The organism is Viscerimonas tarda (assembly GCF_054601255.1).
The window spans coordinates 17,557-31,494 of sequence record NZ_BAAHWV010000007.1 but is presented as its reverse complement, the minus strand read 5'-3'; the positions used below and the strand labels follow the sequence as shown (position 1 = coordinate 31,494).

Below are 13,938 nucleotides of genomic sequence, written 5' to 3'. Positions count from 1 at the left end.
TATGAAAAAGATTATTATTGCAATCGACGGATTTTCTTCTTGCGGTAAAAGTACAATGGCTAAGGATTTAGCAAAAACAATCAATTATATTTATATCGACAGTGGCGCCATGTACAGGGCTGTGGCTTTGTATTGCTTGCAGAATAATCTTTTCGGAGATGGTAACAGACTGGACGAAAGCCGGTTGAAAGAGAACATCGACAACATAAAGGTTGATTTTAAGCTGAACTCCGGTTCGGTGAAAGCCGACACCTATCTCAACGGTGTGAACGTTGAGGCCGAAATACGGGGCATGGATGTTGCCAACAAGGTGAGCGAGGTGAGCGCCATTCCCTTTGTCCGCCACAAAATGGTAAAGCTTCAGCAGGAAATGGGCAACGCCAAAGGGATAGTGATGGACGGACGGGATATAGGCACGGTTGTTTTTCCCAACGCCGAATTGAAAATATTTGTTACCGCTTCGGACGAAGTGCGAACCCAAAGGCGGCTGTCCGAACTTCGTTCAAAAGGTGATACGGTTACCACTTTCGAGCAGGTGATGGAAAATATAAAACAACGGGATTACACCGACCAACACCGGACAGAAGGGCCTCTGCGGAAAGCCGATGACGCTATTCTATTGGATAACACCAACATAACAATAGAGCAGCAGAAGCAATGGCTCCTTGATAAATATAACGAAACGGCAAATGAATAAGATAGAGATAGACCAAAAATCGGGTTTTTGCTTTGGCGTGGTCAATGCCATTAAAAAAGCCGAAGAAGAGTTGTCGAAGGGGGAAGTGTTGTATTGCTTGGGAGATATAGTTCACAACAACCTGGAAGTAGAACGGCTGGAAAAGTTGGGTCTCAAAACAATCAATCACGAAGAATTCGCCCATCTGAAAAATGCGAAAGTGCTGCTGCGCGCCCATGGCGAACCGCCTTCAACTTACCGCATTGCAAGGAAAAATAACATAGAAATTATTGATGCTTCATGCCCTGTTGTACTCAGGCTGCAGAAGAAAATAAACGCGAAGTATAAAGCCGAATTGCACAACAGTACGCAAATAGTTATTTACGGAAAAAAAGGACATGCCGAAGTAAATGGCTTGCTCGGTCAGACCAACGATAACGCAATAGTGATAGAGAGCAAGGAAGACCTTGATAAGCTCGACTATACAAAAAATATTTGCTTGTTTTCGCAAACCACAAAGCCCTTGGACGGATTCAGCGAAATTATCGGCTTAATACAAAGCCGGATGGATGCAAGCGCCAAGTTTGAATATTTTGATACCATTTGCAGGCAGGTTTCCAACCGGATTCCCAATATCAAGGAGTTTGCCCTTACGCACGATTTGATATTTTTTGTTGCCGGAGAAAAAAGTTCAAACGGAAAAGTGCTTTTTGCCGAGTGCCGGATGTACAATTCAAATTCATATTTCGTATCTTTGCCGTCCGAAATTGATCCGGATGTGATAAAGGATTCCTTATCAATAGGAATATGCGGTGCAACATCTACTCCCATGTGGCAAATGGAAGAAATAGAAAAGTACATAAGAAAAATAAAGATTGAAAAGGTTTTAAGGTAGTATTAAAAGATTAAGTTATCAGGTTATGGCAAACATTAAGTGTATTGGCGTTCTGACTTCGGGAGGAGACGCTCCCGGAATGAATGCAGCTATACGGGCAGTAACCCGTGCTGCAATATACAATGGAATGGAAGTGAAAGGCATTATGCGTGGTTACAGAGGCCTCATATACGACGAAATCGTTCCGTTCAAGACAAACTCCGTAAGTAATATTATTCAGCAAGGCGGCACCATCCTGAAAACAGCCCGTTCGAAGGAATTTATGACCCCCGAAGGCCGGAAAATAGCCTACGAAGCCCTGATACGGGAAGGCATTGACGCCTTGGTAGTTATAGGTGGCGATGGCTCGCTGACCGGAGCCCGCATTTTTGCTCAGGAATATAATTATCCGATTGTTGGACTGCCCGGCACTATCGACAACGACCTGTACGGCACAGATACCACCATTGGTTACGATACAGCATTGAATACCATCATGGAAGCTGTGGATAAAATACGGGATACCGCCACATCGCACGAACGACTGTTCTTTATCGAAGTCATGGGACGCGAATGCGGGTTTCTGGCTTTGAACGGAGCCATCGCAACCGGCGCCGAAGCGGCTATTATCCCCGAAATGGCTTTGGAAAAAGACCAGTTGGAAGAATTTATATCCAACGGATTCAGAAAGAGTAAGAACAGCAGCCTTGTGCTGGTTACCGAAGGCGACATTACAGGTGGCGCCCTGGCATTGGCCGAACGGGTGAAAAACGAATATCCGCAGTACGATGTACGCGTATCCATACTCGGCCATGTTCAGCGTGGAGGTTCGCCGACTGCCAGCGACCGCATCCTTGCCAGCCGCATGGGAGCAGCCGCCATAGACGCCCTGAACGACGACCAGCGAAATGTGATGATAGGTATTCAGAATGATGTGATTGTTCATGTGCCCTTTGCCAAAGCAATAAAAAAGAATAAACCCTTGGCCGAAGGATTAATGACAACGCTGAAGACATTGTCGATTTAAAGCCCCCTCCAACCTCCTCCGTAGTGGAGGCTTTTAACTCCCCTCCTTGGAGGGGTTGGGGGAGGCCTGTATTTTTCAAGCCCTGATTCGCGTGAATTATAATTATTTATGTAACTTTGGACGCGAAATATAATTGAGAATTAAAACGTAAGGGGCTATCTCGAAAGCCTGTCATCCCGTGCTTGACACGGGATCTCCCGACAGAGGTTCAAAGCATGTACTTTTGTCAGGAGATTGCGGGTCGGAGCCTGCAATTGGAGCGGAGCGGAATTGTAGCCAACGGCGGAAATCAGCCTGAGCTAAATCGGCCTGAGCCAATGACAACCTCAGAAGAAAGAGATTTTTGAGGCAACACCCTTACATTATGAACTTGTAATGACCGAAAAAGAAAAGCAGCAATTATTGGATACACGCTATTTGCGGATGGCATCGGTATGGGCTGAAAATTCTTACTGCAAACGCCGTCAGGTGGGCGCATTGATTGTTAAAGATAAAATGATTATCTCGGACGGGTACAATGGAACCCCCTCGGGATTTGAGAATATTTGTGAAGACGAAGACGGCGTAACCAAGCCCTACGTGCTTCACGCAGAGGCAAATGCCATAACCAAAGTAGCGTGTTCGCACAACAGCAGTTATGGCGCAACAATGTATGTAACCTCCTCGCCCTGCATCGAATGCGCAAAACTAATCATACAGGCAGGCATCAAACGGGTGGTGTATAGCGAGAGTTACCGAAAAGCAGACGGCTGCGAATTACTGGAACGTGCCGGCATTGAAGTAGTTTTTATTGATATGAAGATTTAATAACAAACATATTTATTGTTTTAATGGGATATTACAATAATAAGAAAAAATCGTCGGTATGGATGCCGTTGTGGATTGCCTTTGGCGTAGCCATTGGTATCGTAATTGGCAACATATTCGCCAACTTTAGTGCGCGGGGAAGCCTCTTCAACCGGGGCAACAAGCTCGAAGCCGTATTGGAATATGTAAGCGAATCGTATGTTGATACGGTTGATATTCAGAAGCTGGTAGAAAACTCGATACCTGCCCTCATTGCGGGCTTAGATCCTCACTCCGTTTATATTTCGGCCAAGGACATGGAAATAATCGGCGACGATTTGGAAGGCCATTTCAGCGGAATAGGAGTACAATTTATGTTGAAAGAAGATACCATTGTGGTTATGAACATCATATCGGGGGGGCCTTCGGAGGCAGCCGGAATCATGGCCGGAGACCGGATTGTGTTTGTGAACGACAGCCTTTATGCGGGAGTAGGAATTACAAACGATGATGTATTGCGTGGTCTTCGCGGTAAAAAAGGAACCAACGTCAAACTCGGCATCAAACGATATTCAAACAATGGGATAGTGGATATTCAGGTTGCCCGCGGCGATATTCCGGTGAATACCGTGGACGTTTCGTATGTTATAAAAAACGAAATAGGCTACATAAAAATCAGTAAATTCGGTAGCACAACCTACCCCGAATTTATATCGGCCATCTCGAAACTAAAAAGCACAGGCTGCAACTCTTTTGTAATCGATCTTCGCCAAAACACAGGCGGTTACTTAGGCGCCGCCGTGGAAATGATTAACGAGTTTCTCGAAAAAGGACAGCTGATTGTATATACCGAAGGGCGGTCATTTCCCCGTCAGGATAGTTATGCCAACGGTACGGGCACCTGCAAAAAAGATCAGCTTGTTATACTGATAGACGAAGGCAGCGCCTCGGCAAGTGAAATTTTTGCCGGAGCTATTCAGGATAACGACAGAGGATTAATCCTCGGACGGCATTCTTTTGGGAAAGGATTGGTACAGGGACAACGCGATTTCAAAGACGGATCGGCGCTACGGCTAACCATCGCCCGTTACCACACCCCTTCGGGCAGATGCACCCAAAAGGCCTACGAAAAAGGTAATTCGGACGATTACAATCAGGATTTGATGCGGCGTTACCTGCGAGGTGAATTCGACTTCCAGGACAGCATTAAACTGGACAACTATCCGCTGTTTCATACGGCAGGCGGAAGGCCTGTATATGGCAATCACGGAATCATGCCCGATATATTTATACCCAGAGATACGAGCGGTGTTAATTCGTACTACACCAAACTGGCCAATTCGGGATTGATTCACGAATATGCATTCAGTTACACCGACCAAAACCGCTCCAAATTAAGCAAATATACCGACTGGACTGCTTTATCTGAGTTTCTCAAACGCCAGAATCTGGTGATGAACCTGGTTAGTTATGCCGATAGTAAAGGTGTGCGGCAAAGGCCCTACCTCATTTCGGAATCGAGTCATTTGATGCAAACACAACTGGAAGCCTACATTATCAAAAACCTGTTTGGCGATGAAGGATATTACCAGACATTGCTAACCAATGATATTGTACTGAAAAAAGCAGTCAGCCTGATTGAAACCGGAAAAGCTTTTCCCGAAAGTATCAAAGCCTCATCTTACAATAAAGAGTAGCCCGATTTTGGAAAAGAAACCCACAAAAGATGCGTTAAGGCAGGAAATAGCAGCCCTCAAAAAAAACTATCCCCTGGCCTGCTTACAGGAAAAATCGGAAGAAGTATTCTCCGTTTTGGAAATAACCGGCATATTTCAATCGGCCACAACTCTTTTTATATACAACAGCCTGAAAGATGAAGTCTCCACCCCGGCTTTTATAGCAAGATGGTGCAACGAAAAAAACTTCTTCCTGCCCGTTGTGTCGGGGAGTAATTTGATTTTCAGGGCATACAACGCCAATGAAAATTATGAAACCTCGGCTTTAGGCGTCAAAGAACCTGCCGGAACGGATTTCACAGACTACAACAAAATTGATTTGGTAATAGTCCCCGGCCTGGCTTTCGACCGGAAAATGAATCGTCTGGGACGGGGAAAAGGGTATTACGACCGCTTCCTGGCCAAAATAAAAGCGCCCAAAATAGGCGTCTGCTTCGATTTTCAGCTACTCGACACGATACCATCCGACAATCACGACATTAAAATGGATATGATTGTTTCGGAGAATGAGTTGATTTGGTAGGCAGGTTGAAAATTATTCGTATCTGTTCTTTCATTTTTGTATGATTTCTACCTTCTCACCATCAACCAAAATTGCCTGCGCATTGCTGATTGGGCGTAAATCAAGCGTATTTCCATATTCGGCAATGGCTTTTTCTACGGCTTTTTTGAACGGAAAATTTGTATAATGCGGCAATGTGTAAAAATCTACAACATTCAGGCCGTCAAAGCTTTCCAACTCAGGCGCTTTTTTCGTATCGTCTAAAAATCTGACATATTCGATATTCGGCGACATAATCACAGAGCCGGCCGATTCTCCGATATAAATTTTCCCTGTGTTTATTTGCTCTGCAATCAGTTTATCAGCGCCCGATTTTTTCAATTCCTGCAACAAAAAGAAAGTATTTCCGCCTGTAATGTAGATAAAATCGTTTTTTTGCAATTTGCCGGAAATTTCCGTTTGCGTTGCTGTTGAAACGTCAAGTTCATCAACAATTAAACCCAATTTTTCAAGCGCTTTCCTGCCTGAATTGACATAAAAAGCCATTTTTTCGACTTTGCTTGCCGTAGGAATAAAAGTTACAGTTTTCCCTTTAAGTTCCACGTTTGCAAAGTTTTCAAACAATTTTGCGATGTCTTTTGCAAAAAATGACGCCAAGAACAGTTTCATATCCATATATTATTTGTTTTCATCCCCATTAACTGAGTTACAAATGTAGTAATAATATCAGATATTAAAGATCACAGAACTTATAATATTTGCATCCTTAAAACATTGACAAATCGGTAGATAAACTAAAGTGGAAGGAGGTTGCCGATGGATGATACTGTGCGAACGAGAATCCCAGCTTGAATTTTTTGATATTAAATCCGGCTCCGGCATTGAATCCGCCCCATTTATTGCCCTCTTGCAACTTCAGGTCGGCATTTATTTTTGGGCTGAAACCAACGCCAATCCACATATTCTGGGAGGGTAAAATATCGACTCCTATCACCGTATGCTTGAAAAATGTTTTGGTGAAATTATCGCCGGTCGATTCTATTCCGTTTGCTTCGTTTATCTTGTCAAAGTTCCACTGTGTGAGATACATCCCTGTGAGGGAGAGGCGAAGAGGAGCATTTGCCAGTTTTTTTGTCAACCCCAGCTGAACGTCCCAAGGCAATCTTGCCCTTTTTTCGTCGTAAGCCGACAACTGTGTACCTATATTTTTAAGGGCTAAGCCTGCCGAAAAGGAGCGATCTTCATTGTAATAGCTCAGCCCCAAATCGAAGCCAATAGCCGTTGATGTGTATTCTTCGTAGGATGAATAGATAAATTTAGCCGTTACGCCTCCCCGCAAATAAGGGGTTAAATCCCTGCTGTATATGCCATTAAGAACAATGTCTTTGGACGAAAACTCACCCGATGCTATGTTATCGGCAGAAGTACGTTTAAAACTGCCGTAATCGAGGTAACTCATCCCAAGGGCAAAGGTACTTATCGGAGAGAGGGTTTTGCCAAATATCGCGCTACCGGCGCTAATGTCGTCAATATAAGACATATAATTCAGGTTGAGATTCATATTCATCTCCTCGCCAAGCAGCGCCGGATTGTGGAAAACCAGCGATATATCGTTATCGACCAGCGAAACATTATTACCGCCCAAAGCATTGATATGCGTAGAGGTTGGGAGATTCAGAAAACGAAACACCTCTTCCCCATTTTGCGCACTAGCAACAAACGGAACAAATAGCAAACAAACCAGTATGCGGACAAATAATTTACTCATTCTTATGTTATACAAATTGCAAAGGTAGTATAAAAGTTTCAAGTTTTATCGTTTAACCACAGAGTTTCCAGGGCAAACGCATGAAAAATTTTACTGCTTATACCTTTCGGTAAAGTTGCTGATATGAGCAGGGATTTGACTACGTCTATTTCCAATTCTCGCTACGCTCGAAATGACAGTCTCCTTTTGGGGAGAGGGGATGAGAAAGTGGCGGTTTCGCCGCCACTTTCTCATCCCTTAAACCACTAACAGGCGAGTCATTCCGACCAAAGGGAGGAAGCTCATCCGTAACAGTAATAGTAAATTTTTTCATGCGTTTGCCCTACAGAGTTTCACGGAGTATTTTGGTCGCGGCACGCCACGACCCTGCCTTAACGAATTACTCCGTGGTTTAAGACTAAAACTCGAAACTTTGAATTTTATTGTTTATCTTTGCAGCAATTAACAAAACGCCTGCTATTGCATGAATCTGGAATTATTTATCGCCAAACGCATTCATTTTAACGAAGATAAGGATAAAAAAGTTTCTTCCCCTGCAATCAAAATCGCTATTGCCGGCATAGCCCTCGGACTGGCGGCGATGGTTTTGTCGGTTTGCATAGTCGTTGGTTTCAAGAAAGAAATCAGGGATAAAGTGGTGGGATTCAGTTCCCATATACAAATAACCAGTTTCGACAATAACACTTCGTACGAAACCCATCCCATTTGCGTTAACGATTCCATCCTGAACGATTTAAGAGACAGAGAATACATTAAACATGCCGAACTGTTTATTACCAAACCCGGAATTATAAAAACCGACAACGATTTTCAAGGGGTTGTTTTTAAGGGTATTGATAAAGATTACAACTGGAACTTCTTTGAACAGAACATGGTTGAAGGTAGTATTTTGCAGCAATCGGACACGGCCACCGAAAACAGCGCCATTATATCGAAATACATCGCCGACAAGCTACAACTAAAACCGGGCGATTCGTTCATCAGCTATTTTATACAGGAGCCTGTCAAATTCCGAAAATTCAGGATTAAGGGAATCTATGCGACCAATTTTTCGGACTACGACAAACTGTTTGTACTGACGGACTTGGCTATCGTACAAAGACTGAATGCCTGGGAAAAAGATGAAGTGAGCGGTATCGAACTATTCCTGAACGACTTCGACAAGCTGGACGATGTACAGCAAGACATGTTCTTCGACATGGCCGCTTACCGCGACAGGCAGGGCAGCGCATTCCTCTGCCGGTCGGTGAAAGAAATGAACCCAACCATATTCAACTGGCTGGAATTGATTAACATGAACGTTTGGGTGATTATTATCCTGATGCTGGCCGTATCGGGTTTTACCATGATTTCGGGCCTGCTGATACTGATTCTGGAGCGAACCAATATGATTGGTATCCTGAAAGCAATGGGGGCAAGCAATGTGAATATACGAAAGGTTTTCCTCTATGTGTCCTCGTTCCTGATAATCAGGGGAATGTTTTGGGGCAACCTGATAGCTTTGAGCATTTGCTTTATCCAGAAACAATTCGGCCTGATAAGTTTAGACCCCAAAGTCTATTACATATCCGAAATGCCCATCGACCTGAATCTGCTCTACCTCGTATTAATTAATGCGGGAACCTTCCTCGTCTCGTTGCTGATGATGATAGGCCCCTCCTACCTTATCTCAAAAATATCGCCCGTTAAGTCGATACGGTTTGAGTAGGGTTCAAAGTTTCAAGTTCAAAGTTTGTAGAGACGTGGCGTGCCACGTCTGTAAACGTTTAAAGTCGTAGGGGCAGACCTATGTGTCTGCCCTCGTTTGGTGCAAACCTTGAACTTTGAATATTAACCACTAACCATTATTATGGTCGCAACACAAAATTCTCAGGGCAGACACACAGGTCTGCCCCTACAATAAAAATCTTGTAAATCTTATTAATCTTGTAAAAATCGTGGTTCAGACGAATTACTCCGTGGTTAAACCCCTACACCCTAACCACCAAACTATTCGCAGGAAATGCAGCCGCAATATCCGGCGTTCCCTCAAAAATACCATACACCGACGAACCTGAACCCGACATGGATGCATAGACAGCGCCGCAATCGTAAAGTTGCTGCCTGATGGTTTCAATAACCGGATAGTTGGGAAAGATACTCTTTTCAAAGTCGTTGAACATCAGGTTTTTCCATTCCTGCACAGGGCGTTTGATAATCTCCTTTAAAGATATTTCGGGCTGCTGTGGCTTGACCAGTGCAAAAGCGTCCCGGGTAGGAATATGCACATCGGGCTTGACCAGCACAATGGAATAAGCTGCCAAGGATAGCTGCACATCTTCCAACACCTCCCCTATTCCACTGGCAAACATGGGGCGATTATAGATAAAGAAGGGGCAATCGGCGCCCAGTTTAACCGCTAAACCGGCCAATTCATCATCCGAAATAGCCAGATTGTAGGTAGTATTCAGCAATTTAAGCATAAAGGATGCATCGGCTGACCCGCCTCCGATACCGGCGCCAAAAGGAATTTTCTTGAGCAAATGCACTTCCAAGGGCGGAATGGAGTAACGCTCCCGTATCAAATGAAGGGCTTTCATCACCAGGTTGTTTCCGGCGGGCACCCCCACTTTCATTCCCGCCTCAATAAAACTATCCCTGCCATCTTTTGCCGGAACTATTTCGAGCGCATCCCGAATAGCTATCGGGTAAAAAATAGTTTCGAGGTTGTGGTAACCATCTTCCCGCTTTGAAACAATGTTCAAACCGAGGTTTATCTTTGCATTTGGAAAAGAAATCATGTTTTAGTTTTAAGTTACAAGTAGAGACGACAACGCTTTTATTGTCGCTTCGCGCCAATCAGCACATCAGCACATCAGCATATTATTCTTATTCTTCTTTCATAAAATTATACAACCAAGTCAGCGCCTCAAAATCCTCGCGCAGCACATCGGCAAAATGCGGGCCGAAAACCTCGTCTCCAATGGGGAGCGTTTTCCATACATACACGCTTTTCTTCTGATACCATGGCTGAAAACAGACCGGGAGATTGTTTTCCAAAGGCTTTTTATAGTCTTCGCCACAAATCTGGAATCCTCGTTCCAGCACATTCTTTTGGGTATTCTTTTCAAATTCAGCCGCATCGTATTCGAGCCGGTCTCTGAAGTCGTCCATTACTTTTTTCTTGGCCATGTACAAACCCATGCCATAATTATACCCTTCGGCGCTGAGTTCCATGAAAAACCCCGGATAATTTTCCCAAGCCTGAACAGGCGCTTGGAAAGTCATCCACATGTGATTTTTGTAGGGCGATTTATTTTTAGAAAACCGAATATCGCGGTATATGCGCGACAGTACCCGGTGCGGGCGAAGCTCGAAGCGCGGGTCGATATTATACATTACCGGAGACAAAGCCGTTACCAATTGCTTGAAAGGGTTCAGCAATTCCTTTTCATATACGCCGCGATGTTCTTCAAACCATTCCTTATAGTTGTTCGCTTCCAAATCTTTGAAGAACTGAATGGTTGCGGGTGTAAAGCCCTTAAATGCATCAATCTTTGTCATAGCTCGTTAGTTTTATTTTCGTCCGAAACCGGCAGGAGCCTCTTTGTGTGATGCCCGGATAATCCCTCTCCTGAAAAAAGGATAGCGCATCAGGCCATCTCTGGTAAACAACATATAACCCTCCGAAAATTCCGTTTGATAGTTGTTCGCTTCAAAAATAGATTTCAACAGCGCTGCATCATTGTGTTTATGATAAGTACAGCAGCTAAAGCGAATATCTTTGCCGGTTTTCATCAAATTTTCGCACGATTTCACTACTGCCGGTTCAGCGCCTTCTATATCCATTTTTATAAACAAACTTTCATAAACTTCCTTCTTCAAAACAGAGTCGAGCGTTGTTGCTGTATCCGTATCTTCGTCGCCTACATATTTTTCTATCAACACCACTTTACCCGAAGCAATCTCTCCTTCAAAAGTCGCTTTTAAGGCAGCGAACCAAAGAGGGTTCGATTCAAATAAAAACACTTTTCTTATCTTATCAATAACATCCAAAGCAAACAAAGCTTCGGCACATCCCACATCCAACAGTATATCGCCCGCTTTAATGCGAAACGTTTCGGTTTGGTATTGATGGGGTGATTTTTCCAGGTAACCTCCACCTAAAATATTTTCATTTTCTATAAAATCTTTATAGCTTTTCCGCACTTTCGCCTCCGTCCATGTGATTGGGAAATAGAGCCTTCGGTGTTTATGCATAACGTATGGCAGGTTTTTTTCCGCATCGTATCCCGAAACCATAGCCCCTAAGTGTTTGAGCTTTTTATACGAAAATACGCTGATTTTTCCTTCCTCTTGCAAAAAGTCAATCTCTTTCCGGTATTTGTCATTCCCTTCATTCTTGAGAATAATCGTCTCGTACAATATTTGTGAGTTAGATTTAAATAACAGCGATCCCCATTTTTTTATGTTACTGTTTCGGAGAACATAAAAAAATCTGTCTCCCCTGTAAAATACCTTCTTTAGTGTATAAACCATTTTTTATTTTCTCGTAATTTGTTTTATTTTCGTCCGAAATCGGCAGGTATTTCGCCCCAGACTTTCGTTTCCCATTTCAGTACACGGGTGGTATAGGTATTTTCGTGCAACCATTTTTCGGCGCGTTCAATCAGGTAAAACAGCGAAAGATTTTCGGGCTTTCGTTCCAATTTTGTCTTGCACTTTTTTTCTTTTACCCATTTAATGGCATTGGCGCTATCGGAGTAGAGCGGAATCGACAACTGCTTTTGCTTCAGCAGCGCCAGTCCGTGTACTATCGCCAAAAATTCGCCGATGTTGTTTGTGCCCTGCTCAAAAGGCCCCTGATGAAAAACCTGTTCACCTGTTTTAAGATACACCCCACGGTATTCGAGCAAACCCGGATTACCGCTACATGCCGCATCCACCGCCAGGCTCTCCTGTATTACCGCCGGATTGTTTTTATAGTTCAAAGTGGGTGATTTGTCTTTTTTCTCGAAGTAGTTATACGGATTGTCATCAATCGCCCTGTCGGCCTCTTCCTTCGATGGAAAGGATTTATACACAGCGCCTTCGTATCCCATAACCTGTGCTTTGGCCTTGTCCCAATCGTCATAAACGCCGGGATTCACTCCTTTCCAAACTACATAAAACTTTTTCTTCGACATGCTCCGGTTATCTTTACGGATACAAAGATACACTATACTCTTGTTAAAACCGGATTTTTAATACAAAATGTTATCTATTTTGACTTTAGGCGTGGCAGTTTGTTTTTCTTTCGATTCATAGACTTCGGGCAGATAAATATCTATCGGCTCATCGGGCGCAAACAGTTCGTCAAGGTTTGAAATGGTAACCGGCAATTGCTTTTCGTCCATGCTTCCGGCGTTTTCGTTGTTGCGGCTTTCCCTCTTCTTCTTTTCCACATAATCCTCGGGGACGTATATATCAACCTCCACAACCTGAGCGAACAAATCATCCTCTACCTCCACATTCGGCGGCAGGTTATAGTCCAGTACTTTTTTCTCCATATCGTAATCTTCGGGCAGATACACGTACAGTATTTCGGTGTCGGCATAACCGGCGCCGTAGGGCTTATTCCACACGGTCAGGTAAATGATAAACAAGGCTACTGCCGCCACAGAGCACGCCGACGACAACCAAAAAGCCGTCTTCCGCTGCCTGCTGCGTCCCGAAATCTGCTTCTGCATACCGGCAATCCGCGATGCATGGTCGCCTGCCACCGAATTGTATCCTTCGATAGCCTCTGCCAGAAACGGGTCGCGCATCGCCTCAACTTCGGTGCAATGGGCATCTTTCCCTTTTCGTAAACCAGTTATGTAATTCAGTAAGCTCATTCCTTTATATTATTTTCGATACAAATCTTGAGGTTGCGTTTCCCGTTTTGGATGTAACTCTTCACAGCCTTCAAGCTATAGCCCGTCCATTCCGAGACTTCCACATACGACATCTCTTCGTAAAAGAATTTAGCAATAGCTATTCTCTGCGGCTCGGGCAATTTTTCGAGGCACTTGCCCAAAACGGCTTCACGCTCATCATCTGTTCCTTCATCCAATAGAGTCAAAACATCGTCCGATTCCATAAACTGCGAATCGAAATCTATCGAAATTTCGCGTTTATTTTCCTTCAACAGGTGGAAGCAGTGATTTTTCACCACGCTGTAAAGCCAGGTTTTAAACACCTTGATTTCGTAACCCGAAACTTTCGTCAACAGGTTTTCAAAAATCTCCATAACGGCATCCTGAGCCTTGTCGGCATCCTGCAAATATTTCAGGCAAAGACCATATACCAGCGGAATATACCGGTTGTACAGGTCGCCAAAGTATTCGGTCTTACCTGTTTCCTTGTAACGAAGCAATAATTCCTCGTCTGTATAATCTGCCTTATTTGTCTTAAAAAATTTCAACTATAACCGATTCTGTTATCGCTCACGAAAAGCGGTATAAATTTTTATATCTTCAATTTCTCACAAAACTACATGCTTTTTATCAAAGATGACAAAAAAAGCGCTTATTTTTATGGAATTTCTTGAAAAGCTTTATCTAGCAAGT

At 43.7% G+C, this 13,938-nt stretch carries 16 protein-coding genes; 7 read left to right on the top strand and 9 right to left on the bottom strand.

The window, feature by feature from the left end:
* The first annotated feature begins 1 nt into the window (after position 1).
* The 6 genes from cmk to ACYPWY_RS04475 all read left to right on the top strand — a co-directional run bounded on the left by cmk (position 2) and on the right by ACYPWY_RS04475 (position 5,622).
* Positions 2-697 carry a (d)CMP kinase gene (cmk, locus tag ACYPWY_RS04500; protein WP_459684239.1) on the top strand — a complete coding sequence of 232 codons (696 nt, stop codon included), beginning with the start codon at positions 2-4 and terminating at the stop codon, positions 695-697.
* Complete coding sequence (locus tag ACYPWY_RS04495) at positions 690-1,571, top strand: 4-hydroxy-3-methylbut-2-enyl diphosphate reductase (RefSeq protein ID WP_459684238.1); 882 nt, start codon at positions 690-692, stop codon at positions 1,569-1,571. The genes cmk and ACYPWY_RS04495 overlap by 8 nt, the downstream gene beginning before the upstream one ends.
* Positions 1,572-1,596: 25 nt before the next feature.
* Positions 1,597-2,577, top strand: a complete 981-nt coding sequence (gene pfkA / locus ACYPWY_RS04490) for a 6-phosphofructokinase (protein ID WP_459684237.1) — start codon at positions 1,597-1,599, stop codon at positions 2,575-2,577.
* A gap of 375 nt (positions 2,578-2,952) precedes the next feature.
* A complete protein-coding gene (locus ACYPWY_RS04485; RefSeq protein WP_459684236.1) occupies positions 2,953-3,384 on the top strand; it encodes a deoxycytidylate deaminase in 432 nt (143 codons plus the stop codon).
* Between the two features lie 23 nt (positions 3,385-3,407).
* The gene (locus ACYPWY_RS04480; RefSeq protein ID WP_459684235.1) at positions 3,408-5,060 is read left to right on the top strand and encodes a S41 family peptidase; all 1,653 of its coding nucleotides are present in this window, start codon (positions 3,408-3,410) and stop codon (positions 5,058-5,060) included.
* Positions 5,061-5,067: 7 nt separating this feature from the next.
* Positions 5,068-5,622, top strand: a complete 555-nt coding sequence (locus ACYPWY_RS04475; protein WP_459684234.1) for a 5-formyltetrahydrofolate cyclo-ligase — start codon at positions 5,068-5,070, stop codon at positions 5,620-5,622.
* 30 nt (positions 5,623-5,652) lie between these two features.
* On the opposite strand, the gene ACYPWY_RS04470 is transcribed toward ACYPWY_RS04475, so the two are convergent.
* From ACYPWY_RS04470 to ACYPWY_RS04460, 3 genes are all read right to left on the bottom strand, one after another.
* On the bottom strand, positions 5,653-6,276 hold the full coding sequence (locus tag ACYPWY_RS04470; protein ID WP_459684233.1) for a Type 1 glutamine amidotransferase-like domain-containing protein: 624 nt from the start codon (positions 6,274-6,276) through the stop codon (positions 5,653-5,655).
* Between the two features lie 91 nt (positions 6,277-6,367).
* Positions 6,368-7,369: a type IX secretion system protein PorQ gene (gene porQ / locus ACYPWY_RS04465; protein ID WP_459684232.1), complete on the bottom strand. Its 1,002-nt coding sequence runs from the start codon at positions 7,367-7,369 to the stop codon at positions 6,368-6,370.
* Between the two features lie 145 nt (positions 7,370-7,514).
* A complete protein-coding gene (locus ACYPWY_RS04460) occupies positions 7,515-7,682 on the bottom strand; it encodes a hypothetical protein (RefSeq protein ID WP_459684231.1) in 168 nt (55 codons plus the stop codon).
* A 150-nt stretch (positions 7,683-7,832) separates the two neighbouring features.
* Between ACYPWY_RS04460 and ACYPWY_RS04455 the strand changes: the two genes are divergently transcribed.
* Positions 7,833-9,077: an ABC transporter permease gene (locus tag ACYPWY_RS04455; protein WP_459684230.1), complete on the top strand. Its 1,245-nt coding sequence runs from the start codon at positions 7,833-7,835 to the stop codon at positions 9,075-9,077.
* 262 nt (positions 9,078-9,339) lie between these two features.
* Here ACYPWY_RS04455 and ispE read toward each other — a convergent pair whose 3' ends face one another.
* The 6 genes from ispE to ACYPWY_RS04425 form a co-directional block, all read right to left on the bottom strand.
* Positions 9,340-10,149, bottom strand: coding sequence for a 4-(cytidine 5'-diphospho)-2-C-methyl-D-erythritol kinase (gene ispE / locus ACYPWY_RS04450; protein WP_459684229.1), 810 nt, complete (start codon positions 10,147-10,149; stop codon positions 9,340-9,342).
* 88 nt (positions 10,150-10,237) lie between these two features.
* Positions 10,238-10,912: a DUF2461 domain-containing protein gene (locus ACYPWY_RS04445; protein WP_459684228.1), complete on the bottom strand. Its 675-nt coding sequence runs from the start codon at positions 10,910-10,912 to the stop codon at positions 10,238-10,240.
* A gap of 12 nt (positions 10,913-10,924) precedes the next feature.
* Positions 10,925-11,773 (bottom strand): class I SAM-dependent methyltransferase, encoded by an 849-nt coding sequence (locus tag ACYPWY_RS04440; RefSeq protein WP_459684227.1) that lies wholly within the window; start codon positions 11,771-11,773, stop codon positions 10,925-10,927.
* A 137-nt stretch (positions 11,774-11,910) separates the two neighbouring features.
* Positions 11,911-12,534: a ribonuclease H1 domain-containing protein gene (locus ACYPWY_RS04435; RefSeq protein ID WP_459684226.1), complete on the bottom strand. Its 624-nt coding sequence runs from the start codon at positions 12,532-12,534 to the stop codon at positions 11,911-11,913.
* Between the two features lie 57 nt (positions 12,535-12,591).
* A complete protein-coding gene (locus tag ACYPWY_RS04430; RefSeq protein WP_459684225.1) occupies positions 12,592-13,224 on the bottom strand; it encodes a hypothetical protein in 633 nt (210 codons plus the stop codon).
* Complete coding sequence (locus tag ACYPWY_RS04425; protein ID WP_459684224.1) at positions 13,221-13,793, bottom strand: RNA polymerase sigma factor; 573 nt, start codon at positions 13,791-13,793, stop codon at positions 13,221-13,223. The genes ACYPWY_RS04430 and ACYPWY_RS04425 overlap by 4 nt, the downstream gene beginning before the upstream one ends.
* Between the last annotated feature and the right edge of the window lie 145 nt (positions 13,794-13,938).